The sequence below is a fragment of the Deinococcus sp. YIM 134068 genome, from assembly GCF_036543075.1.
GTDB lineage: Bacteria > Deinococcota > Deinococci > Deinococcales > Deinococcaceae > Deinococcus > Deinococcus lichenicola.
In genome coordinates this window covers 1-23083 of sequence record NZ_JAZHPF010000014.1, presented here as the reverse complement: position 1 = coordinate 23083, position 23083 = coordinate 1, and the positions used below count along the sequence as shown (strand labels likewise).

23 protein-coding genes are annotated in these 23083 nt (G+C 68.6%); 10 read left to right on the top strand and 13 right to left on the bottom strand.

Features of this window, described 5'->3' with window-relative positions; translation table 11 throughout:
• Positions 1–72: 72 nt before the first annotated feature.
• Positions 73–1386: an ankyrin repeat domain-containing protein gene (locus V3W47_RS13440; protein WP_331825731.1), complete on the bottom strand. Its 1314-nt coding sequence runs from the start codon at positions 1384–1386 to the stop codon at positions 73–75.
• Between the two features lie 79 nt (positions 1387–1465).
• Positions 1466–2635, bottom strand: coding sequence for an acetyl-CoA C-acetyltransferase (locus V3W47_RS13435; RefSeq protein ID WP_331825730.1), 1170 nt, complete (start codon positions 2633–2635; stop codon positions 1466–1468).
• Between the two features lie 92 nt (positions 2636–2727).
• Between V3W47_RS13435 and V3W47_RS13430 the strand changes: the two genes are divergently transcribed.
• Positions 2728–3306: a DoxX family membrane protein gene (locus V3W47_RS13430; protein WP_331825729.1), complete on the top strand. Its 579-nt coding sequence runs from the start codon at positions 2728–2730 to the stop codon at positions 3304–3306.
• A gap of 140 nt (positions 3307–3446) precedes the next feature.
• Entirely contained in the window at positions 3447–3884 is a 438-nt protein-coding gene (locus tag V3W47_RS13425; protein WP_331825728.1) for an acyl-CoA thioesterase, read from the top strand.
• Here the strand turns inward: V3W47_RS13425 and V3W47_RS13420 are convergent.
• Together V3W47_RS13420 and V3W47_RS13410 are read right to left on the bottom strand one after the other, a co-directional pair.
• Positions 3881–4264, bottom strand: a complete 384-nt coding sequence (locus tag V3W47_RS13420) for a DoxX family protein (RefSeq protein ID WP_331825727.1) — start codon at positions 4262–4264, stop codon at positions 3881–3883. The two genes, V3W47_RS13425 and V3W47_RS13420, sit on opposite strands and share 4 nt — an antisense overlap.
• A gap of 8 nt (positions 4265–4272) precedes the next feature.
• Positions 4273–5979, bottom strand: a complete 1707-nt coding sequence (locus V3W47_RS13410) for a dCTP deaminase domain-containing protein (protein WP_442877228.1) — start codon at positions 5977–5979, stop codon at positions 4273–4275.
• A 50-nt stretch (positions 5980–6029) separates the two neighbouring features.
• Between V3W47_RS13410 and V3W47_RS13400 the strand changes: the two genes are divergently transcribed.
• Both V3W47_RS13400 and V3W47_RS13395 read left to right on the top strand, forming a co-directional pair.
• The gene (locus V3W47_RS13400; protein WP_331825726.1) at positions 6030–6779 is read left to right on the top strand and encodes a metallophosphoesterase family protein; all 750 of its coding nucleotides are present in this window, start codon (positions 6030–6032) and stop codon (positions 6777–6779) included.
• Between the two features lie 9 nt (positions 6780–6788).
• Positions 6789–7874 (top strand): hypothetical protein, encoded by a 1086-nt coding sequence (locus V3W47_RS13395; RefSeq protein WP_331825725.1) that lies wholly within the window; start codon positions 6789–6791, stop codon positions 7872–7874.
• Positions 7875–7928: 54 nt separating this feature from the next.
• Here V3W47_RS13395 and wrbA read toward each other — a convergent pair whose 3' ends face one another.
• Positions 7929–8537: an NAD(P)H:quinone oxidoreductase gene (gene wrbA, locus V3W47_RS13390; protein ID WP_331825724.1), complete on the bottom strand. Its 609-nt coding sequence runs from the start codon at positions 8535–8537 to the stop codon at positions 7929–7931.
• A 320-nt stretch (positions 8538–8857) separates the two neighbouring features.
• A complete protein-coding gene (gene glpX, locus V3W47_RS13385) occupies positions 8858–9868 on the bottom strand; it encodes a class II fructose-bisphosphatase (RefSeq protein WP_331825723.1) in 1011 nt (336 codons plus the stop codon).
• A gap of 684 nt (positions 9869–10552) precedes the next feature.
• Between glpX and pgm the strand changes: the two genes are divergently transcribed.
• Positions 10553–12196 (top strand): phosphoglucomutase (alpha-D-glucose-1,6-bisphosphate-dependent), encoded by a 1644-nt coding sequence (gene pgm / locus V3W47_RS13380; protein ID WP_331825722.1) that lies wholly within the window; start codon positions 10553–10555, stop codon positions 12194–12196.
• The gene (locus V3W47_RS13375; RefSeq protein WP_331825721.1) at positions 12193–12654 is read left to right on the top strand and encodes a hypothetical protein; all 462 of its coding nucleotides are present in this window, start codon (positions 12193–12195) and stop codon (positions 12652–12654) included. The genes pgm and V3W47_RS13375 overlap by 4 nt, the downstream gene beginning before the upstream one ends.
• Before the next feature lie 24 nt (positions 12655–12678).
• Here V3W47_RS13375 and V3W47_RS13370 read toward each other — a convergent pair whose 3' ends face one another.
• The 4 genes from V3W47_RS13370 to V3W47_RS13355 are packed head-to-tail and all read right to left on the bottom strand — an operon-like array spanning position 12679 to position 14828.
• Positions 12679–13104, bottom strand: a complete 426-nt coding sequence (locus V3W47_RS13370) for a type II toxin-antitoxin system VapC family toxin (protein WP_331825720.1) — start codon at positions 13102–13104, stop codon at positions 12679–12681.
• Between the two features lie 4 nt (positions 13105–13108).
• Positions 13109–13432, bottom strand: coding sequence for an AbrB/MazE/SpoVT family DNA-binding domain-containing protein (locus V3W47_RS13365; protein WP_331825719.1), 324 nt, complete (start codon positions 13430–13432; stop codon positions 13109–13111).
• 60 nt (positions 13433–13492) lie between these two features.
• A complete protein-coding gene (locus V3W47_RS13360; RefSeq protein ID WP_331825718.1) occupies positions 13493–14623 on the bottom strand; it encodes a PQQ-dependent sugar dehydrogenase in 1131 nt (376 codons plus the stop codon).
• Positions 14624–14666: 43 nt separating this feature from the next.
• On the bottom strand, positions 14667–14828 hold the full coding sequence (locus V3W47_RS13355; protein WP_331825717.1) for a hypothetical protein: 162 nt from the start codon (positions 14826–14828) through the stop codon (positions 14667–14669).
• 96 nt (positions 14829–14924) lie between these two features.
• Between V3W47_RS13355 and V3W47_RS13350 the strand changes: the two genes are divergently transcribed.
• The gene (locus V3W47_RS13350; protein ID WP_331825716.1) at positions 14925–15278 is read left to right on the top strand and encodes a hypothetical protein; all 354 of its coding nucleotides are present in this window, start codon (positions 14925–14927) and stop codon (positions 15276–15278) included.
• Position 15279: 1 nt separating this feature from the next.
• Here the strand turns inward: V3W47_RS13350 and V3W47_RS13345 are convergent, their stop codons facing one another.
• Positions 15280–15909: a DUF4291 domain-containing protein gene (locus tag V3W47_RS13345; protein WP_331825715.1), complete on the bottom strand. Its 630-nt coding sequence runs from the start codon at positions 15907–15909 to the stop codon at positions 15280–15282.
• 146 nt (positions 15910–16055) lie between these two features.
• The gene (der, locus tag V3W47_RS13340; RefSeq protein WP_331825714.1) at positions 16056–17381 is read right to left on the bottom strand and encodes a ribosome biogenesis GTPase Der; all 1326 of its coding nucleotides are present in this window, start codon (positions 17379–17381) and stop codon (positions 16056–16058) included.
• Between the two features lie 561 nt (positions 17382–17942).
• Between der and V3W47_RS13335 the strand changes: the two genes are divergently transcribed.
• From V3W47_RS13335 to V3W47_RS13325, 3 genes are all read left to right on the top strand, one after another.
• Positions 17943–18503 carry a hypothetical protein gene (locus tag V3W47_RS13335; protein ID WP_331825713.1) on the top strand — a complete coding sequence of 187 codons (561 nt, stop codon included), beginning with the start codon at positions 17943–17945 and terminating at the stop codon, positions 18501–18503.
• A 119-nt stretch (positions 18504–18622) separates the two neighbouring features.
• Positions 18623–19342, top strand: a complete 720-nt coding sequence (locus tag V3W47_RS13330; RefSeq protein WP_331825712.1) for a M23 family metallopeptidase — start codon at positions 18623–18625, stop codon at positions 19340–19342.
• A complete protein-coding gene (locus tag V3W47_RS13325; RefSeq protein ID WP_331825711.1) occupies positions 19339–20313 on the top strand; it encodes a hypothetical protein in 975 nt (324 codons plus the stop codon). Before V3W47_RS13330 ends, V3W47_RS13325 begins: the two co-directional genes overlap by 4 nt.
• Positions 20314–20380: 67 nt before the next feature.
• Here V3W47_RS13325 and ilvA read toward each other — a convergent pair whose 3' ends face one another.
• Positions 20381–21928: a threonine ammonia-lyase, biosynthetic gene (gene ilvA, locus V3W47_RS13320; protein ID WP_331825710.1), complete on the bottom strand. Its 1548-nt coding sequence runs from the start codon at positions 21926–21928 to the stop codon at positions 20381–20383.
• Between the last annotated feature and the right edge of the window lie 1155 nt (positions 21929–23083).

Sequence of the window (23083 nt, the reverse complement as noted above, 5' to 3'; positions counted from 1 at the left end):
CTATCAGCCGTCAGCGGTCAGCAAAAAGCCCCCGTCCGAGTGGCGGGGGTTTCTTCTGGCGACTGGCGACCGCTACGTGTCCTTCGGGTCCCCGTCCCCCCGCACCGCCTCCTGAAGCTCGGGGCGCAGGCCGCGCGGCAGGTCGCCGGGGGTGGAGCCGAGGTCGGGTTGAATCTTCTGGCTGGGGGGCGTGTAACCGGGGTTGGGGTCAATGGCCTCGCGCTGGCGCTCCAGGGAGGCGCTGATGTTGGCGGTGAGGCCGAGTTCGCCGGGGGCCACGGCATTGAGGACGGCGGGATCGAGGCCGGGGCCGACCGTCTGTGCTCCTGCAAACTCGGCGTCCTGGAGTGTGTGTTCCATCGCCGCCGGGTCACGGGTGGCGAGGTGGTCGAACTGCCCGGTCACTTCTTTGGGGTCGGGGACCTGCACGGGTTCGTACTTGCCCTCGTCGGCGCTGCTCACCCGGTCCTCGGGGGGCGTGGTCGTGTAGAAGGGCTGGGAGGTGTCTTTCGGGTCGCGGGTCTGGTAGCCCGTGTGATGGTCGGGCTGTCTGGTCAGCTCGTTGATCGGCTCGCCGGTGGGTGGCCCGTCGGGGGCGTCGATTCCGCCGTCCTTGCGTCCGTCTCGGTCGTTCGTCATGGCCCCAGTGTTCCGCGTGGGGGTGAGGGGTGCCTTCCGGCTTCCTTCAGGGTCGCTCGGTGACGCGCTCAGAATCTCCAGGACCGCCGCATGTCCCTCCTCGCGGGCGAGGGCCGCCGCGTCCCGGCCCTCCTCCGTGCGGGCCGCCGGGTCCGCGCCCACCGAGAGGAGCGCCTCCACCAGTACCGCGTTCCCGTTCTGCGCCGCGCCGAGGAGGGGCGTGAAGCCGCCGTGCTGCGTGGCGTTCACGTCCGCGCCCGCCTCCAGGAGCCGCAGGGCGAGGGCCGTGTGGTCTCCCGCCACGGCAGAGTGGAGAGGGCGGGCACCCATCGCGTTCGTGCTCGCCCGGTTCACGTCCGCCCCGCGCGTGAGCAGTTCGGCGGCAACCTCCTCCCGCGCGAAGAAGGCGGCGAGGCCGAGCGGCGTGAAGCCGTCGGGGCTGTGGGCGTTCAGGAGGTTGGGCCGCGCGTCCAACTGCCCCCCCAGGTCGGCCAGTTCCCCCGTCGCGGCGGCCTCGAAGACGGTCAGGGGCAGGCCCGCCTCCCGCATGGCCCCGATCAGCACGCGGGCGAGGTCGTGTTTCCCGTAGTACGTGGCGAAGAGGATGGGCGAGACGCCGAGCGGACTCAGGGCACGCAGGAGCGCCGGGTCGTGGGCCAGCCACTCGCGGACGCCTGCCTCGTCGTTCTTCTGGATGGTGGCGAAGAAACTCTGTTCGGGGGACGGATCGGGGGCAGGGTCGGTCATGGGGTCATGCTAGGCGTCGGACTCGCCGTCTACCCCGACGACGGTTCATTTAGAAGCAGGGCGAGCGCGACCCTCACCGCTACCGCGCCCGCACAACCACAGCGATGCCCATGCCGCCACCGATGCACAGGCTCGCCACGCCCGTCTCCTTGCCCTCCCGCCGCAGCGAGTGAATCAGGGTCGTCAGCACCCGCGCCCCCGACGCCCCGATAGGATGCCCCAGCGAAATTGCGCCACCCGTGATGTTCACCCTCGCCGGGTCGGCCCCCAGATCACGAATGACCGCCAGACTCTGCGCCGCGAACGCCTCGTTCAGCTCCAGCAGGTCCACGTCCGCGAGCGTCATTCCCGCCTTATCGAGTGCGATGGGAACAGCCCTGGCCGGACCGATGCCCATGATGGCCGGATCAACACCGATGGCCGCGTAGCTCACGAGTTCGGCCAGCACGGGCAGCCCGTTCGCCGCCGCGTAGTCCTCGGTCGTCACGACGAGCATGGCCGCGCCGTCGTTCAGCCCGCTCGCGTTCCCAGCCGTCACCGTGCCGTCCTTCTTGAAGGCGGGCCTCAGCTTGGCGAGGGCCTCCATGCTCGTGGCGCGCGGGTACTCGTCGGTGTCGAACAGGGTCGGCCCCTTCCTGCCCGGCACCTCGACGGGCACGGTCTCGGTCTTGAAGTGACCCTGCTCGATGGCGCGGGCGGTGCGGTTCTGCGTTTCCAGCGCGAAGGCGTCCTGCTCCTCGCGGCTCAGCCCCCACTGCTCGGCGATGTTCTCGGCGGTGAGGCCCATATGAATGTCGTGGAAGGCGTCGGTCAGGCCCTCGCTGAGGATGGAGTCGCGCGCCTGCACGTGCCCCAGCCGGTAGCCCTGCCGGGCGCGGGGGAGGAGGTGCGGTGCCCCGCTCATGCTCTCGGTGCCGCCCGCGAGGTAGAGCCTGCCGTCCCCGGCCCGGAGGCCCTGCGCGGCGCTGATGACCGCCTGGAGGCCGGAGCCACAGACTCGGTTCACCGTCAGGCCCGGCACGTGCTGGGGAAGGCCCGACTTCACCGCGACCTGCCGGGCGACGTTCATGCCCTGCCCGGCCTGAAGCACGTTGCCCACGATCACGTCGGCCACGTCGTCGCCGTTCACGCCCTCCAGCACTGACTTCGCTACCGTGATGGCGAGATCGGCGGCGCTCACGTCCGCGAGGGTGCCCAGAAAGCTGCCGATGGGCGTGCGCTTCGCCACCGTGACTACCAGATTGTCCATGCGGGGCAGTGTAGCGAGGGGGCGTTACAGGGACGGCCCGTAACGACGTGGTAATGGGACGGCGGGACGATCTTCTCGACAAGGAGACGGACATGACTGTCACTCAAGCTCCCACCGTAAACGAACCTCGCCTCTCCCGGCTGCTCTTCGCCGACACGCGCCTCGCACCCCTGTGGACCCTGATTCGCGTCTATGTGGGCTGGCAATGGCTACAGGCGGGCTGGCACAAGGTCACGGACCCCGCCTGGGTCGGGTCGGGGGCAGGCACCGCCATCGGCGGCTTCCTGCGTGGCGCTCTGGAACGGGCGGGCGGGGAGCGGCCCTCGGTGACGGGGTGGTACGCGTGGTTCATCGAGAACGTCGCGCTGCCCAATGCCACCCTGTTCTCGTATCTCGTGGCGTTCGGCGAGGTGGCCGTCGGCATCGCCCTGATCCTGGGCCTGCTGACGGGCATCGCCGCCTTCTTCGGCGGCCTGATGAACGCGAACTTCCTGCTGGCGGGCACGCTGTCCTCCAACCCCGTGCTGTTCATCCTGGCGACGTGGCTCGTCCTCGGGTGGCGGGTGGCGGGCTGGTGGGGCCTCGACCGCTGGGTGCTGCCGCGTCTGGGCGTGTTCCACTCGGCCTCACCCGTTCCGGAAGGCTCGACCGTTCAGCGAAGCAGCGGCTGATTCGGAAGGGTCGCCAGCTTCCAGTCGCCAGCGCCAGAACCGCGAGTCTCCCTGACCTTGAAGGCCGTTGGGGGGACTCGCCCCTTTTTAGCTCACGGCTCGTAGCCCACGGTCCATCGCCCACGTTCTACGCTCGTCGCATGACCCGGCCCACCCCCGAAGCGCGCACCGCCTACCCCCATCACCACCCCACCCCGACCCGCTGGGCGGACAACGACGTGTACGGGCACGTCAACAACGTCACCTACTACGCCTACTTCGACACCGCCGTGAACGCCTACCTCGCCGCGCGGGGGGCGCTGGACCCACACGCGGGCACCGTGATCGGGCTGGTCGTGGAGACGGGCTGTGCCTTCTTCGCCCCCGCCGCGTTCCCCGAGCTGCTGAGCGTCGGCGTGCGGGTCGCCCATGTGGGCCGCAGCAGCGTGCGCTACGAACTCGCCGTCTTCCGCGAGGGGGAGGACGCGGCCTGCGCGCAGGGCCACTTCGTCCATGTCTACGTGGACCGGGGGACCCGCCGCCCGACCGAGCTTCCCGCCGAGTTACGCGCCGCGCTGGAAGGTCTGCGGGCGGATTAGCGCCCCCTCCCCGCCCGCCACACGAGCCACATCAGCAGCGGTTGGAGCGGCAGCCGCGCCCACAGTCCCCACTCCGGCAGCGGGCGGAAGCGTTCGGGGTGCTGCGCCATGAGGACGTTCGCCGGGAACACGGCGACGAGGAGGGTGAGGAGTCCCAGCCGGGCCGCCGGGCGCGTGGCCGGATGGAGGAGTCCCAGCCCGCCCGCAATCTCCGCCGCCCCGCTGACGAGGGTGGCCGTGCGCGCGGGGAGGGGCAGCCCCGGCGGCACGATCCGGTCGAACGGCTCCGGTCTCACGAAATGGAGGATGCCCGCGCCTATGAACAGGGCGGCGAGGGCCAGCAGGCCGGGGGTGAGTTTTGAATTCTCTTTGGATTCCATCTCTTCCCTCACATCTTCGGAAGGGTGACGCCCTTCTGTCCTTGATACTTCCCCTGACGGTCGCCGTACGTGACTTCGGGCCGCTCACCCTCGAAGAAGAGAAGCTGAACGCAGCCCTCGTTGGCGTACATCTTGGCGGGAAGAGGAGTTGTATTACTAAATTCGAGGGTGACATGGCCTTCCCAGCCGGGTTCTAAAGGAGTTACGTTTGCGACGATGCCGCAATTGCTCACGAAGACTCCGGCATCGAGGGCGAAATTGCCCGCCTCCGGCACCGTCAGGCAGTACACGTCGTGGTCTCCTGCCAGCTCACGGATGTGGGTGACTTTGTGGTTGGCGCTGGGTCGGCCCCGTCCAGGCTGGCCCCGGAACTCGGCGATGACGTGCGGGAAGCGGCGGAAGGCGCTGCGGTCCACGTTGAGGAGGCGGGCCACGCCGCGCAGGGAGCCGGTGGCGTCGAGTGCCCGGCGTACCGCCTCCTCGGTGATGTCCTCGCGCAGCTTGAGGGTGCGGGCGTGGGCGGCCTGCCGTTCGCGGCGCTCGCTGCCGCCCCGTTCCCACGCGGCCTGAGAACGCTGGCCCTGAGCTGTTCGGGCCTCCGGGTGGGCCGTCCAGTACGCCTCCTGCCTCGCGCGTTGGGCCTCCCGTTCCTCCTCGGTCCAGCGGGTCCGGTGGTATTCCAGCAGGGCGGCGCGTTGGGAAGCGTAGGCGTCTTCTGTCCAGAAGCGCGTCGCGCGGCTCGCCTGGGCGGCCCGGTAGCGCGCGTACCATGCGTCGTCCTCTCGCAGACGCGTCAGGGCGTCCCCGATGGCCGCGCCGTGGGCCTGCGCGTCGAAGTCCTCGCCGTAGTTCCGGGTGTTGTGCCACCGGATGTGGGCGCTCGCCTCCATGCGGGTGAGGTTCCACGGATTGTTGTTCAGCCGGTCGCCGTCGAGGTGGTGGCGGTGGGTGCCGGGCTGCTCCGGGTAGACGCCGTGCCGGAGGTTCCAGGCGTCCGCGAGGCGGTGGGTGGCGAGCATGTGGCCCGTCAGGGGCTGGAAGGTCATCTCATACCCGCGCCGCAGCGAACGGTACAGCGGCATCAGGGACGCGCCGGGCCGCAGTTCCCCGGCGGGCCGCATCGCCCCGTCGCGCAGCAGGAACTCGTGGTCGGGCGTGGCGTGGACGACCCGACCGTTGTCGAGCGTGACCTCCAGCAGCGTGTCCCGGCCCACGAGGCGCGGGGCCGTCAATTCCGTCACCATCACCTGCCCGCGTGGACCGACACTGTAGCCGAAGTACACTTCGCCCCGCCCGGCTCCCTCCGCCATCTCCTCCAGCGTGGGGGCGCGACCATCCACGAGCGCGACGCGCGTATCGCCGGAGAAGCAGCGGGCGTAGGTAGACTTGCCGAGCGCCACCACCATCACGTTGTCGGGAATCCGTATGTACTCCAAGCTCCGTGCTAAGACAAACGAGTTCGGCGGAATGATAATTTCATTCGCCTGAATGTCCACGAAGGAGCGGGCATCGAAGTTCTTGGGGTCCACGAGGGCACCGTGGACGTTGGTGAAGACCTTCCACTCGTCGGCACAGCGCAGGTCGTAGCCGAAGCTGCTCAGGCCGTAGGAGATGACGCTGGCGTTCTCGGCGGTCCGCACGAGGCGGTCCTCGAAGGGTTCGATCATCCCCGCTCGGGCGAGTTCGCGGATGCGCCAGTCGGGCAGGATGCTCATGACCCGTATCCTACCGGGCGGCGTTAGCCTGCACCCGTGAGGCGGGACTGGTGAGGGTGGCGGTGATCGGCGACGTTCACGGCAACGCCTTCGCGCTGGAGGCCGTCTTGCGCGAGGTGCGGGCGGCGGCCCCCGACCTGACCGTGAACCTGGGCGATCAGGTGGAGGGTGCGGCGGACCCGGCCTGCGCGGCGGCATGGCAGGCGGAACTGGCGGAGGCCGGGGCGCTGGAGGTGCGCGGCAACAACGAGGAAAAGCTGTGGCCCGGCGGTCGCCGCTCGCCCCTTACCCGCGCCTACGGGGCGTGGCTGGAGGCCCATGTGGACGCGGGCATGCTCGCCCGGCTGGCCGCCCTGCCCCTCACGGCCTGCGCGCTGGACGGTGCCCTCCTCGCCTGTCACGGCACGCCCGCGAGCACCTGGGAGAGCCTGCTGTGGGTCTGGCAAGCGGACCCGGCGGGCGGAGGCTTCTACCGTGCCCGCGACCCGCGCGAGCTGCGGGCGCTCGTTCAGCCGCTCGGTGCCGAGGTCGTGCTATGCGGCCACACCCACCGCCCCGGCGCGACCCGTGTGGGGGACACCCTCGTGGTGAACGCAGGTGCCGTGAGCGATCAGGTGGACGGCGACCCGCGCGCCCGCTGGACGCTGCTCGAACGCCGTCTGGACGTGTGGACTGTGGACTTCCGTGCCGTCCCCTACGACGTGGAGGCCGCCGTGGCATGGGCCACCGCCCACACCCCCTTCGGGCGGGAACAGGCGGAACTCCTGCGCTCCGGGACCTTCGACAGCCGCACGGGGTAGCCTGCTTCCATGCGCGGCTTGATGGATGCAGTGGTGGGGACGTTGCTCCTCGGCGCGTCGGCCACGGCCCAGCAGGTGTGTGAGGGGCAGGCGGGCGTCCCGACGTGGGCGGAGTCGGGCGTTTTCCGGGGCAGCGTGGGTGGTCTGCCCGTCGCCCTCGCGCTGGGAAAGGGGGAGGACGGCGAGGAGGCGCGGTATTTCTATGAGCGGCGGGGCGTGAACATTGCGCTCGTGCCGGGCTGGACGGGTGACACCCTGCTCCTGCGGGAGGAGGTCTGGTCGGTGGCCGAGGGCCGCAGAAGAGTGACCGGGTGCCTTCGCCTGCGCCGCGCCGGGGCGGCACTGTCGGGAACCTGGACCGGCCCGGACGGGCGGAGGACCCTCCCCGTCGCTCTCGCCCCGCTCGACGTGACGCGCCTGCCCCTCAACCTGCCCAGCTCGCCCGGCCTGCGGCGGCTGCGCGCGTCCGACCCCCTGACCTTCCTCAAGCTCAACCGGGCGTGGGTGAGGGAGGCGGGCGGCGTCCGCGAACCGCTCAGCGGGGTGTCCTACCCACGCATCTCGAACGGAAGTGCCGCGCTGAATGCCGCCCTGCAAGACCGCCAGCTCGAACACGCCGCGAACGCCCTCACCTGCACGTCGGACCTGGGTCAGCCGCCGGGCCGCGAGTCGGGTGACGGCTACACGCTCACCGCCCGCGTGACGTGGCAGGGCCGCCGCCTCGTCAGCCTGTTCGAGACGGCCTCGTACTCCTGCGGCGGGGTGCATCCCGACGCCTACGACGTGGGCCTGATCCTCGACCGCGCGACAGGACGGGAAGTGCCCGTCACGGCGCTCTGGCCGGGCCTGACCCCCGCGCGCCTCTCCGCCCTCTCCCTCGCCCACGGTCGGGCGGACGGCATCTGCCGCGACGTGCTGACGGACCGCGAACCGAAGTTCACGGCGCACCTGACGGGCAAGGGCCTCGCCCTCACGCCGTCCGGTCTGCCCCACGTCGCCTTCGCCTGCGCGGAGACGGTGACGCTTCCCTACTCGGCCCTGCGTCCAGCGGCCAACGTGCGGGGTCCGTATTTCCGGGACCTGTACCCCCGCTGAGGGTCAAGAGGAAACGCGTCCCGGTCCGTCCCAGGGCGCGTCTCCTCTTGACCCTCAGCCCTTGAGCCGCCGCGTCAGCTCGACCTGACGCCGGGCCTGGTGGCGGATGGTGGCCTTGTCCTCGTCGCTCAGCGGCTCGCCGTTGGCCGTCACGCTCGCGCCGTAGGGGTTGCCGCCCGACGCGAAGATCACCTTGTCCGTGTAACCGGGCGGCACCAGGATCGCGCCCCAGTGCATCGCCATCACGTACAGCGTCTGGAGCGTCGTCTCCTGCCCGCCGTTGGGATTCTGCGCGCTCGTCATGGCGCTGAAGGTCTTGTCGGCCAGCGCCCCGCTGCCCCACAGCCCGCCCAATGTATCGACGTAAGCGCGAATCTGGCTCGCCGCGCCGCCGAAGCGGGTGGGGGTGCTGAAGAGGATGGCGTCCACGTTCTCCAGGTCGGCCACGGTCGCGTCGGGGATATGGGCCGTGCGCTCCAGTTGGGCCTTCCACGCCTCCTGCCCGTTCACGACCTCGGGAGGGGCGGTCTCGCGCGCCTTGACCAAACGGACCTCCGCTCCTGCCTCCCGCGCGGCCTCGGCGGCGACCTCGGCCATCTGGTAGTTCGTGCCGTAGGTCGAGTAATAGACGATGGTCATTCGGATGGGGGCAGCAGTCGTCATGCCTCACCCTAACCCAGAGCAGCAGATTCTTCAATGTTGAACGGTCGGTGAAGCTAGAGGTGATTTCCTCCCTCCTCCCTGGTGACGCTTGATGTGCAGGAGAAGGCAAGCGTCCTAGAGATACTTTGTTCTCCCTCCCTCCTTGTGGGGGAGGGTTGGGGAGGGGGGTGACGAGCACCGCTCGGCCTCCTGCTGGACGAAGACAACGCTTCTTTTGCCCGGTTCGCAACTCACATCAAGCGTTCGTGGGAGAGGGCCGGTGTGAGTCGCAGACCCGCTGTCAGAGGGAGCGACCCAACAGCCCACCCTTCCAGCCCACCTCACACCCGGATCGTCACGCGCGCCTTGTCATCCTCCAGGTGAACGCTGTCGATGAAGCGCACGACGCGCGAGGCGTAGCCCATGACGAGGGTGTGGGTGCGGGCACCCCCGCCGAAGCGCCGCACGCCGTTGAGCAGCTCGCCGTAGGTGATGCCCGTGGCGCTGAAGACGATCTGCTCGCCGGGCGCGAGATCGTTCGTCTTGTAGACGCGCCCCTCCTCCACGCCCATCGTGCGGAAGCGTTCGCGCATCGCGTCGTCCTCGGCGATGAAGCGGCCCTGAATCTCGGCACCGAGGCACTTGAGGGCCGCCGCGCTCAGCACGCCCTCCGGCGCACCGCCCGACCCCATCAGCGCGTGGACGCCCGTGCCGCGCACCCCGACCGCGAGGCTCGCCACCACGTCGCCGTCGCCGATGAGCTTGACGCGGGCACCCGCCTCCCGCACCCGCTGAATCAGGCTCTCGTGGCGCTCGCGGTCGAGGATGGTGATGAGCAAATCCTCCACGTCGCGGTCGAGGCTCTGGGCGAGGACGCTGAGGTTGGCCTCGATGGGCCAGTCGAGATGCACCCGCCCGGCGGCGGGGGGCGGCACCACCAGCTTTTCCATGTAGCAGTCGGGCGCGTGCATCAGCCCGCCACGCTCCGAGAGGGCGATGACGGCCAGCCCGTTGGGCAACCCCTTCGCCGTGACGACGGTGCCCTCCACCGGGTCCACGGCGATGTCCACCTCATACTGCCCCTGCCCCAGCGTCTCGCCGATGTAGAGCATGGGGGCCTCGTCCATCTCGCCCTCGCCGATGACGACCGTGCCCCGGATGTCGAGCGTGTTGAGCAGCTCACGCATCGCCTCGGTCGCCGCGCCGTCCACCTCGTTCTTGTCGCCCATGCCCACGAGATGGCTCGCAGCGAGGGCAGCCTCCTCCGTCACCCGCGCCGTCGGCAGCACGAGCGCATGTTCGAAGCTGTTCGTCCTCTTGCCCCGCCCCGTCCCCTTGCGGTCATCCGTCATGGGGCGACCGTATCACGCGCCGAAGAGGTGAGCGGCGCTGGGAGTGGTTCCAGGGTGTCACCGGGAGGGGGTCGCCAGTCGCCAGGAACAAAGTGGGGAGGTCAGCTCGATTTTCGACTGGCTGCCCATGAAGGCGAGCGGCTGAGTCTTGTTGCTCCTCCCTCCCTGTGACGCCTGATGTGAATTGCAGATCGGGTGGTGGGAGCGTCTTCGCCCTCTGGCAGAAGGACGAGCGTTGCTCGTCACCCCTCTCCCCGACCCTCTCCCGCAAGGGGAGAGGGAGAAAAAAACATATCCGGCACGCTTGTCTTCTTAATGCTTAATGCACATCAAGCGTTTGTGAGGAGGCTGGGAGGGGTAACAAACCTCGCTTGCCCAAACTCAACTCCTTACCGCAGCACGCCCGCCCACACCAGCAGGAGCCACAGGATCACCGGCACCGCCACCGACCCGAGGATGAGCTTGAGCAGCCGCCACCAGTCGTTCAGAAACTCGCGCATAGGGTCAGGGTACGCGGGGAGGGGTGGGGGCTTCCGCGACGAGGTTCACGCTGGGAGGGCAGCCAGCGGCCAGCTTCCAGCCACCAGCGAAACGCGGTGCCCGGCGTCCCTTGCCAAGACTTCGTAAACGCGCTGCGAGCCGCCGCCTTGAGGGACGGGCACCCTGACTGCTTAAACTGCCCCCATGACCCTCAGCGACCTCGCCGGCAAGACCGCCCCGCAGAGCCTCCTGACGAACATTCCCCGGCTGGTCGCCTCCTACTACGAGAAGCGGCCCGACGTGGGGAACGTGGCGCAACGGGTCTCCTTCGGCACGAGCGGGCACCGGGGCACGTCACTGAACGGCACCTTCAACGAGGCGCACATCCTCGCCGTCTCGCAGGCGGTCGCCGAATACCGGGCGGCGGTGGGCATCACCGGGCCGCTGTACCTGGGGCTGGACACTCACGCCCTCTCCGAACCCGCGTGGATGTCGGCGGTGGAGGTCCTGATCGCCAACGGGGTGCAGGTGCGCGCCCAACCGGGCTTCTTCACGCCCACGCCCCTCGTCAGCCACGCGATCCTGGGTCACAACCGGGCGGGGCAGGGCGGCACGGCGGACGGCATCGTCATCACGCCGAGCCACAACCCCCCGCAGGACGGCGGCTTCAAGTACAACCCGCCGAGCGGCGGCCCCGCCGACACCGACGTGACGCGGGCCGTGCAGGAGCGGGCGAACGCGATTCTGGAAGGTGGGTTGCGAGAGGTCAAGCGGGTGAGTCTGGACGACGCGCTCGCCGGGCTGGACCCCTGCGATTTCATCACGCCCTACGTGGCCGAACTCGGGGAGGTGGTGGACCTCGCCGCCATCCGGGAGAGCGGCGTGCGCCTGGGCGTGGACCCCCTCGGTGGGGCCAGCCTGCCCGTGTGGGAGGCGATCAAGGAGCAGCACGGCCTGAGTCTCACCATCGTGAACCCGGCGGTGGACCCCCGCTTCGCCTTTATGAGCGTGGACCGCGACGGCAAGATTCGGATGGACTGCTCCAGCCCGTGGGCGATGGCGAGCCTGCTGGCCCTCAAGGACGACTACGACGTGGCCGTGGGCAACGACCCCGACGCCGACCGCCACGGCATCGTGACCTCGGACGGGCTGATGAACCCCAACCACTACCTCGCGGTGATGATCGAGTACCTGTTCCAGAATCGCCCCGGCTGGCGGGCGGACGCGGGCATCGGCAAGACGCTCGTCTCTAGCGCCCTGATCGACCGGGTGGGCGCGGGGATTGGGCGGCGGGTGGTGGAGGTGCCCGTCGGCTTCAAGTACTTCGTCGCGGGTCTGCTGGACGGCTCCTTCGGCTTCGGCGGCGAGGAGAGCGCGGGCGCGAGCTTCCTGCGGATGAACGGCGGCGCGTGGAGCACCGACAAGGACGGCCTCATCCCCGGCCTCCTCGCCGCCGAGATGACGGCGAAGACGGGACAGACGCCCAGCCAACGCTTCGCCGCGCTGACGGAGCGGTACGGCGAGACCGCCTACGACCGCCAGGACGCCCCCGCCAACGGCGCGCAGAAGAAGGTCCTCGCCAACCTCAGCCCGGAACAGGTCACGGCCTCCACCCTCGCGGGCGACCCCATCACCGCCAAGCTGACCCGCGCGCCCGGCAACAACGAACCCATCGGCGGCCTGAAGGTCACGACTGACCACGCCTGGTTCGCCGCCCGCCCGAGCGGCACGGAGGACGTGTACAAGATTTACGCCGAGAGCTTCAAGGGCGCGGAACACTTGCGGCAGGTCATGGCCGAGGCGCGCGAGGTCGTCGCGGCGGCCTTTGCGGCGGGGGGCGCGGCGTGAGCCTGACGGAAGGCCATACCGTCATCACCCGCGAGGAGATCACGGGCGTGGAGTTCGACTGGTTCGCCACCGACGAGCGGGGGCACGTCGCGCAGTTTCTGGCGGCGGGCGACCCCCACGTTCCGGCGGCGGCGCTCGCGTCCGAGGAGCTGCTGGAGTCCGTCCACGTCTGGATCGACGTGCGGCCCGAAACCGAGGAACCGGGCGCGGTCGCGGGCGGTTTCGACGAACACCTCACGCCTCCGCAGCGCCGGGGAGCCTACGTCTACGACCATGTGCCGGGCGAGCCGGGCGTCTACCGCCTCGTCGCCGCACCGCGCACGCCCTTCCAACTTTCCGAGATGCCCGAGCGGATGCAGGCGTATCTGCGGACCGTCACCCTCACCGTTCCGCTCGGCACCCCCCGACTCCGCGTGGACGAGGACGGGGGGGTGGAGGAGGTCGTCGAGGTGGGGTGAGCTTGTCTTAACTCCATCTCTGCGTTAGGGCACGGGTACGAACAGAGTCAGGGTGGGGAAGTCGTTGAAATCCGCGCCGTTGCGAGTCATGAGCCGGTCGGCGCGGTGGAGGGCGTGCGCGCCGATGAGAAAGTCGGGCACAACCCGCTTTGGGATGGAGACGCCACCACGCCGCCGCCGGACCTGGTAGGCGTGATTTACATCTGCCGCGTCGGCCCACACGGTGGGCGGCATGGACGAGTCCAGGTCTATGTTGGTCGAGGTCAGGAAGGCGTCCACCCGAGAGCGGTTCATGCCGGGATGGGCACACAACTCGGTGTACACCACACCGCAGACGAGCAACTCGTCGCCGCCCTGCTGGAGGTGTTGAAGGGTCAGCAAATCTCGCTGGCCTTCGGGTGTGCCCGACCAGATGCCCACGATGATGTTCGTGTCGAGGCTAACTCGCACGCCGTCAATTCCTGGGGATGGGTTCGCCGAAGTGGAGGTGGACGACGCGCGCCCCCGGTCCCCCCTCACGCGCCGGGTCCGGGCCGTCCTCCCCGTCGCGCATCTCCCGGATGAGACCAGCCACGGTCTGCCCATCTGGCAAAGGGGCGACACCCAACCAGGCGGCGAAGGGATTCTGCGACGGCGTGACGCTGCGGACGGTGACGGTCTCGCCGTCCACGACGAACTCGATCTGCTCCCCCCCACTCACGCGCAGGTGATCGCGGATGGCTTTGGGCAGGGTGATCTGACCCTTGCTCGTGATGGTGCTGCGGACGATGCGATTCATAGTCCCCTCCTTCCTTACCAAACATCATAAAGTGTAAGGAACTTGGGGAGGGTGAATTCCTCACCGCCCCAGCCGCAGCACCCGCCCGCTTCCGTACTCCGCCACGTACACCTCGCCCGCCTCGTCCTCGCCGAAGGTGGAGGGGTTCTGCACGCGACCCAGGCGGACCTTGCTCCAGTTCTGCCCGTTCGTGCGGGAGGCCCAGACGTTGCCCGTGCCGAAGTCGGCGAAGACGTACTGGCCCTTGAGCGCGGGGACGGCATTTCCCCGGTACACGTAGCCGCCCGTGATGCTCTGGCCCTCGTTGCGCCCGTACTGCAACACGGGGTCCACGAGGTCCTGGGTGCGGCAACCGTCCGACGGCTCGAAGCAGCTCCTCGCCTCACGGATGCGCCAGCCGTAGTTCTCGCCGCCCTTGCTCGCGCGGGGCTGGCGGTTGACCTCCTCGTACTCGTTCTGGCCCACGTCCGCGATGATCAGGTCGCCCGTCTCCCGGTCGAAGGAGAAGCGCCACGGGTTCCGCAGCCCGTAGGCCCAAATGTTGGGGTTCACGCCCTCCCGGTTGAGGAAGGGATTGCCGGGGGCGGGCCGCGCCTCGTTGCCCTTCACGTCGAAGCGCAGGAGCTTGCCCAGCGGCGTGCCGAGCTTCTGCCCGTTGTTCTGCGGATCGCCGCCGCTGCCGCCGTCGCCCAGCCCCAGGTACAAGAAGCCGTCGGGACCGAAGGCGACCTGACCGCCGTTGTGGTTGGCGTAGGGCTGCTCGGCGGTGAAGAGGATGCGGGCGCTCTGCGGGTCGGCGCGGCTGAAGTCGGGGGTGGCCGTGTAGCGCGCGAGCACCGTGTTCCCGCCCCGGTCGGTGTAGTGGACGTAGAGGCGGCGGTTGGTCTTATAGGCCGGGTCGAAGGTGAGGCCCAGCAGCCCGCGCTCGCCGCCCGCGCGGGTCAGGTTGCTCACGTCGAGGAAGGGTTGGGCGCGCAGCCGTCCGCCCTCGATCACTCGCACGAGGCCCCGCTGCTCGGTCGCGTACATCCGGCCCGAACCGTCGCCCGCGTGTGTCAGGGTCGTCACCTGCTCTAATCCGCTCACGAAGGGGACGAAGCGGACCTGCGGCGTGTCGTTCTGCGCCCACGCCGGGGCGGTGAGCAGAGTGGCGGCGAGGACCAGCGCGGCGGGCAGACGGGCTGAGGTCATGCGTCAGTGTGGCGCTTAAGCAGGCCGCAGAGTGTGACCGTATTCAGTTGCCCTCGTCGTTGTCGTTGTCGTCCCCGTCGCCCCCGCCCTCGTTCTGCTCGACCGCCGTGCCGTCCTCGTCGTCGTCCCCCTCGCCCGCAGGGCCGCACGCCGCGAGGCTGAAGACGAGGAGACCGCTCAGCATCCACCGCAGGAAGGTTGACATAGCCTACCGTACCCACGGCGCGAGCGGGGGCGGGTGTGAGGAGCGTTCAGGGTTCGTCCCGGCTTTTTCCCGACCCTCGAACGGGTACGCTGGGCCATGACGAAACCCGCGCCCGCCTGGTTGGAGAGATACCGCACGCCCGGCCCCGAACGGCTCAAGCTCTACGGCGTCCTCTTCGGTCTCCTCGTCCTGACTGCCATCCTCGGACGCGCCCAGACCGGCGACCTCGGCACCGTGGGCACGCTGCGGCAGAGCACCTTTGCCCGCGTCATGTTCATGGACATCGGCGTTCTCAGCAGCCTCGGGGCGCTCTACCTCGTGCTGAACGGGAGGACGGCGGTACGCATCCCGGCGGCGATTGCCACGCTGTTCGTCGGGAGCTTCGTGCTGCTGCCCGCGCTCGCGTGGGAGGACTGGGTGGCGATGCGGGAGGGAAAGGGGAGGGCGTAACTCACCCCAGGCCGAGGCGTTCAGCGGTCGCTGAATTGAAGACGGGATAGACCCGCTCCAGCGGCGTAAGCAACCTCTCCGGGGTGGCGATGTGGGCACGCTGCTCCCGCACGAAGTCGCTGATGTCCTCCACATCCAGCAGCCACTCGTCGTTGAGGCGGCGCAGCGCCCTGCCGCGTAAGCCGAGTTGGATGGCCCGCCGCGCCAACGGTTGCCCTGCCGGGTCGTGGTCCGGGTCCCACTGGAGGCGCACGTCGGACTGTTGCAGCGCGGCCCGCCAGCTCTCCTGGGTGGAGAAGGGCGAGGCCCCGAAGGAGGACGCGACGGCCTGTGCCAACAGCTCCTCGAAGCCCTCCCGCCTCAGCCGCAGGGCGAGCGTCACCTCCTGATCGGGCTTCGTGCCCCAGCCGGAGCGATACATCATCCACAGGAAATTCGGCTTGATCCAGCTCATGCGCGAGAAGCTGTACTCGCCGCCGAAGCGACCGTGAGTGGCGGCGTGGTGCCCGATGGCCGGACGGTACGCCTGATACACGACGACGGATGTGTCGTCAAACTGCGCGAGGATGTGACGCCCGGTGGAGGGCCAGCCCGCCGTCTGTTCGAGGTAGGGCGCGGTGACAAGTCTCATACGCCCATGCTGCGGCAGTCTCCTGACACCTGAAAGCGCGAGTTGGCGGAGGTCGGTCTCTGCCGAATGGACGAAGAAGCCACCATCTTCCCAAAAGCAAGTGAACCGAGGTTTCCCCCGGTCCACGAACGACAAGCCAACAGCCCCTACGCCTCCGCCGCTTCCCCCTTCTTCCCCTTCCTGTACGGCCCCTTCTCCTTCCACTTCAGGCGCACGGGCACCCCGGCCATCCCCAGGTCCTCGCGGATGCGGTTCTGGAGAAAACCCTCGTAGGCGCGGGTCACGAAGTCGGCGCGGTTGCAGAAGACCGCGAAGGTGGGCGGGGCCGTCTCCACCTGGGTCATGAAGTACATCCTCAGCGGCTTGCCGTGGAAGTTGGGCACGGCCTGACGCATCTGCCAGATGTCCAGCCAGCGGTTGAGTTCGGCGGTGGGCGTGCGGCTCTGCCACTTCTCGTGCAGCTTCATCGCCTCGGCGAGCATGTCGTGGATGCCGTAGTCGTTGATGGCCGAGGTGTAGACGCGCGGCGCGTATGAGATGTGATGGAGCTTCTGGTTCAGGTCCCGCTCGGTGCGCTTCAGCTCCTCGTCGGGCACGAGGTCCCACTTGTTCACGACCACGATGACGGGCTTGCCGCTGTCGTAGGCAAGGTTGGCGAGCTTGAGTTCGTGGTCGCCGATCTCGGTGGCGTTCACGACGAGCCAGATCAGGTCGCTTCTCTCGATGGCCGCCTGGCTGCGCTGGATCGCGTACTCCTCGATGGCGGTGTCCGGCTTCTTGCGGATGCCCGCCGTGTCCACGAGGACGAAGCGTTGCCCGCCGTAGTTCCACTCCACGTCGAGGCTGTCGCGGGTGGTGCCCGGCTGGTCGGCGACGATGGCCCGCTCGCTCTGGGTGATCGCGTTCAGGAGGCTCGACTTGCCCACGTTCGGGCGACCGATGAGGGAGATGCGGATGGGCGCAATCTCCGGCACGTCCTCGTCGTCGACGGGGAGGTGGGACAGCACCCGGTCCATCAGGTCGTCCAGGCCGCGCGCGTGTTCGGCGCTGACGGGAATGGGGTCGCCGAAGCCCAGGCCCCACAGCTCGGCGAGGTACACGTCGTGTTTGGGGCTGTCGATCTTGTTGGCGACGGCGATGACGGGCTTACCGAGCTTGCGTAGCCACTCGGCGACCTCGTAGTCGGCGGCTGAGAGTCCCTCGCGCGGGTCGAGGACGAAGATCACGGCCTGCGCGCCCTCCATCGCCCACTCGGCCTTCTCGCGGATGGCCTGCTCCCACTCGTCCCCGCTCCACAACCCGCCCGTGTCCACGAGGGTGATGCGGTGGTTGTGGTAGAGCATCAGCCCTTCTTTCGCGTCGCGCGTCACGCCGGGGAAGTCGGCGACGACGGCCTCGCGCCGTCCCACGAGACGGTTGAACAGGCTGGACTTGCCGACGTTCGGTCGGCCCACGATGGCGATTTTATGCATAAAAGACCTCCACGCCCGTCAGGGCGGCGAGCGGAGCGAACCACCCAGCGCCGATTGGCTTTGCCATGAGGCGCGTTTTCAGGGTGGGGAGGAGGAGAGGCAGCGACCAGACGGAAGTCTGGAGGCGCACCCGGCGCATGTGGGCCGGAAGACTGGAGTCTGGGCGCAATGTGGACGCTCCTTTCGGTGTCGGAATCTCCAGGCGTCAAAGGAGGTTCCGCCGCTGCCCGCCGCCTCATCTCTCAGGCTGGGCGGGCCATAGACCGGGAAGTATAGCGGGGAGGGGGGAGAAGGTTTGGAAGCTGAATCGCTCGCTTGGGCCACCGCGACGTTTGGATGGGTGGGGAGGATGGTGCAGCCGGAGGCGACCGCTCCGCCCTTTCGGGGCACCTCCCCTTGAGGGGAGGCAGACAAGGCTTTCCTTCGTCATTCCTGCATCCGGCGTGGACGCGATCTGGATGCGGGCGGCCCATGCTGGCGGCAGGTCGGACGCTCCGACTGGAAAAGGTCAAAGACAGCTTCCCGGCACCCTCGCCGGAAGTCCCGTTCAAAGGAGGAAGTATGCGTCGTCCCCTCACCCTGTTCACCAGCGTGTTGTTGAGTGCCAGCCTGCTCGGCGGCGGTGCCCTCGCCCAATCGAATGCCGGACCGAATCGCTCGGCACAGGCGAATCCCGCTCAGGTCTGTGCTCCCCGTGACGGCCAGCCCCAGACGGACGGGCGGCAGGCGTGCCCACCGACGAACCGGACGCAACAGCCGACCCGGACGCAACAGCCGACCCAGCAGCAGCCGGACCAGGCTCAGACGAGACAGACTCAGACCCAGACCACCCCGAACCGCAATGGTCAGGCACAGTCCCAGCGCCAGCCCGCTCAGCCCTCGCAGGCCCGCCGCGCCGAGATCAGCCGGGTGGACGTGTACCTCGATGGCCGCAAGGTGCTGGACAACGTGACGCGTCAGCAGGCCACGCGGCTGCGGGTGGGGCCGGGCGAGCACCGAATCGTCGTCGTACCGCACGGGCAGCCGCTCACGAACGCGCTGACGACGCGGACCTTCCGCTCGCAGGCGGCGACCACCCTCCAGATCAGCTTCGGAAACGGCTTCAGCCTCTCGTTGCGCTGACCTCGGACCCGTGGAAAGGGGTGGATTCGGCTGCTGTCCGGGTCCACCTCCCTCTCTCCCAGGAACGCTCCTGTAAGCCTCCGCACCGTTTCGCGGGTCCCCGTGCGTCAGCATCCCTCATGCGGAAGAGAAGTTGGGGGCTGGGTGCCCTGCTGGCGGGGGGGGCGGTGGCGTGGGCACACTACGCGCCCGCCCTGCCGGACAGCGCCATCGCAAGGCCCGCGCGGCAGTTCGGCCTGCCGTTCGCGGGGGCACCGGGGCCGAACTCGTGGCTGCTGGGGCAGGGCTACGGCAACACGACGGGCGCGTACCGCCAGCGCCGCAGCACCTACGTCAACCTCCAGGGGGTCCACGCGGGGCTGGATTTCAGCGCCCCCTGTGGCACGCCCGTTCGCTCCATCGGGGACGGGGTGGTGGCCGAAGTGGACGGCCCGCACGGCAGCCCGCCGCACAACATCGTCATCAACCACGCGGGCAACCTCAGCAGCCTGTACGGGCACCTGCGGGTCCGGTCGTCGCTGCGGGTCGGGCAGCGGGTGACGCGCGGGCAGGTCATCGGGCAGAGCGGCGACTCGCAGTTCACCTGCGTGAGTGCCCCGCACCTGCACCTCGAATTGCGCGACCGCTCTCACCAGCGCTTCTTCAACCCACTGCCGTACATCGCCGCCGACTGGGACTCGCTCGCGCTGGCAGGTTCTTTTGGGCGCGGGTACGAGTACGACCTCTCGGCCCCGCGCAGGTGGCAGACGCCGGAATCCCAGCCGGAGGTGCGCCGGGGCGGGGCGATTCTCAACGAATTCGCGCGCCCGTGGCCGCCCTCGCCGGGAGGGGCGCGATGAGGCGCACGCTCGCGCTGGCCCTCGCCCTCACGGCCCCCGCCCTCGCCGCCCTGCCCACGAAGGGGCTGCCGTCGCGGGCGGTGCTGTCGGGAACGTGCTGCCCCGGCGCGGTGTGGACGCCGGACTCGCGGGCGCTCCTCTTCCTCGACGGGCCGCCCGCGCGGGCCTCCACGGGCATCTATCAGGTTCCGGTGAACGGGGGAGAGGTCACGCGCCGCTTCTCCACCGTCGCCTTTTTCTCGCCGAAGCTGCGCTGGGCGGTCAGGCCGGGTACAGGCGAGAACACGACCATCGAACGGCTCGCGGACAGTCGGCGCTTCACCCTCCCCACGCGCGGCGGCGATGTGGCGTGGACGGCCTCGGAGAATCGGCTGGCGTATACCCGCAGCGACACGGCGGGGAACTTCGACCGCCGCTCCTCGCGCGTGTTCGTGGCGGACGTGTTCGGCTCGCCTCGTCAGGTCGCCACCCTCTATGGCGGCGGCATCAGCGGGTGGCTCAGCGAGAACGTCCTCCTCCTGAACGGCAAGCGCACCCCGCAGGGCCGCGACCGCGACCTGTTCACGCTGGACACGCGCACGGGTGCCCGTCGCGTCCTCGCCTCCGCCCTCTCCTTCCGGGGGGTGAGCGTCAGCCCGGACGGCTCGCGCGTGATCTATTACGTCGCCTTCGACTCGGCGGCACGCAACGGCCTGTGGGTGCGGCCCACGTCGGGCGCGGCTCCCCGCCGCCTGGACGCCTTCGGCTCCTATCGCTGGCGCGACGCCCGACGCCTCCTCCTCGTCCCCCTCCGTCCCGACGGCTCCCCCCACGTCCTGCGCGAGTATGACGTTCAGGGCAACGCGTGGCGCACCCTCGGCGACCTCGGCGATCAGGTGCGGCAGGGCGATTGGAACGTCAGTCCCGACGGGAAGAGGATGGCGTACCTCAGCGCGCGGGACGGGAATGTTCGGGTGGTGGAGCTGCCTTGAGAGCCGTCAGCGGTCAGCTTTCAACCGTCAGCAAAAGCCCCTCCTGCTGACGGCTGATGGCTGAGAACTACGTCAAAAACAGCCGATACGCCGCGTTCTCCGTCATCTCCTGCGCCGGATAGCCCACCCCGGCGAGGAAGGCGGCGAAGTCGTCCAGCTCGGCGTCGGGCACCTGGATTCCGGCGAGGACGCGACCGTGGGCGCTGCCGTGGTTGCGGTAGTGGAAGAGGCTGATGTTCCAACCCGCGTGGAGGTGGGTGAGGAACTCCAGCAGGGCACCGGGGCGCTCGGGGAAGGTGAAGGAGTACACCCGCTCGTCGGTGGCCTCGGGGGCGCGACCGCCGACCATGTGGCGGATGTGGACTTTGGCGAGTTCGTCGTCGGTGAGGTCGGTGACGCCGTAGCCGTGCGCGGTGAGGGTGTCCACGAGTTCGGCGCGTTCGCCCGCGTGCCGAAGCTGCACGCCGACGAACACGCGGGCCTCGGCACGGGGCGCGTAGCGGTAGTTGAATTCGGTGATGGCGCGCGGCCCGATCACCTCGATGAACGCGCGGAAGGCACCGGGCCGCTCGGGAATGGTCACGGCGAGGGTCGCCTCCCGCCGCTCGCCGATCTCGGACCGCTCGGCGACGTGGCGCAGGCGGTCAAAGTTCATGTTCGCGCCACAGGTGAGGGCCACGAGCGTTTCTCCCCTCAACCCCCGCTCGGCGGCATACTTCTTCAGCCCCGCCACCGCGAGCGCCCCGGCGGGTTCCATCACGGCCCGCGTGTCGTCGAACACGTCCTTGATCGCCGCGCACACCTCGTCGGTGTTCACCCGCACCCAGTCGTCCACATAGCGCCGCGTGAGGTCGAAGGTGTACGCGCCGACCTGCTTGACCGCTACCCCGTCCACGAAGATGCCCACGGTGTCCAGCCGCACCCGCTCGCCCGCGCGCAGGCTCTGGTACATCGCGTCGCTGTCGTCCGGCTCCACGCCGACGATCCGCACGTCCGCCCACAGCGCCTTGAGCACCGAGGCCACCCCCGCGATCAGGCCGCCGCCGCCCACGGGCACGAACACGGTGTACGCGCCGCCCTCGACCTGCCGCAGCAGTTCCAGCGCGATGGTGCCCTGCCCGGCCAGCACCAGCGGGTCGTCGTAGGGGTGGACGAAGGTCAGGCCGAGGTCGCGCTGGAGGGTGTAGGCGTGAGCCTCCGCGTCGCTGAAGGAATCGCCGTGGAGGACAACCGACGCGCCGCGCGCCTGACACGCCCGTACCTTGATCTCCGGGGTGGTCACGGGCATCACGATCACCGCGCGCAGGCTGAGCTGCTGGGCGGCGAAAGCCACTCCCTGAGCGTGATTGCCCGCAGAGGCGCAGATCACGCCCCGCGCGGCCTCCTCGGGGGTGAGCTGGCTCATGCGGTTGTAGGCCCCGCGCAGCTTGAACGAGAAGATGGGCTGCTGGTCTTCGCGCTTGAGCCACACGGTATTCCCCGTGCGGGCGCTGATGCCCGGCGCGGCGCTCAGCGGCGTCTCCACCGCCGCCCCGTACACCTTGCTCGTCAGCGCCAGCCGCAGCACGTCCTGCGCGTCCAGCGAGCCGGGCGTGAAGTCTTGCGTTTGCGTCATGCCTCAGTCTCCCTCAAGAGGTCCGTCCCTCCAAGAAAAAGCCCCCGCCTGCCTCGCGGGGGTGGACGTGGGCGCGCGGGCCGGAAACGTCAGTCCCCGAACACCCGGATGATTCGCGCCCCTTGCATGAGGAGAGGATAGGCGCGCGGTGGGGCGGGGGAGACGTGGAGGGGTAGACAAGGAGGTGGTCGGCTGACTCCCGCTGTCAGCGCGTCACAAAATCTAAGATCGGTTTGAACTGGAGATAGACGGCACCATACAGAAAGATGAGAAGGCATACCATTAGTCCTGCTGCGCCGCTGTTTATCACAAAGAATTTGTGTCTGCTGAATCGAAAGGATGCAAAGACAAGCGTGATCGCGACAAAAACCTCCACCATAAGAACAACTGTAATGGGAACGTAGAAGATGGCCCTTGTTACCCACGTAAGCGGTAGATTGACTTCCTCAACAAGTCCGGCTATGTGAGAGCGGAATGGTCCGAAAAATTTATATATTTGATACATCAGGAATAAAGTAAGTATAAGAGTGAGCGGACTTAGATTTTAGATGCGTTACGCCTTTTGGATTTTACGAGCAAATGAGCAGTTGCTCGTAGAGCTTCTTCTGCCGTAGTTGTGCTGGAGGCTAGCCGTTGGCCATTCATCAAGCCAGATGAGCAACATGGCCCAATACGTCCGCACGAAAATCGTATCCCCCCGTTTTGTGAAGATGAGGTCTTTGGTCTCCGCGTCTCACTCCCGCTCCTCCCACGGCCTCCCCCCACCCGCGCCGCGAGGTCGTACGCCGCCGCCAGTCTCAGCGCGTCGGCGAGCGGGCCACCGAGCAGGAAGTGGACGCCGGGCAGAACCTTCTTGTGACTGGGGAGTTGGGCATCAGCCAGATGATGCGGCCCGATTAGGTCTTCTTGATCTGCCTCTGCCAGACCCACCCAGGCTGGCGCAAGGGTTGACAGCTTTGGGTTTAGCCTGTATCTTTTCTGAGCCTCAAGCGAGGCGGGGAGCATGACAGGCGAAGAGATGCGAGAGCAGGGCCGCCCGACAGGGGGGTACACGCGGTTCCTCCCCCGAGGAACTCCAGACGTGTGAGGAGTCTTCGGACTCGACAAGCCAAGCGCAAGCGAGGCATCAAGCTGTACCTGAGAGCTTCGGCTCAG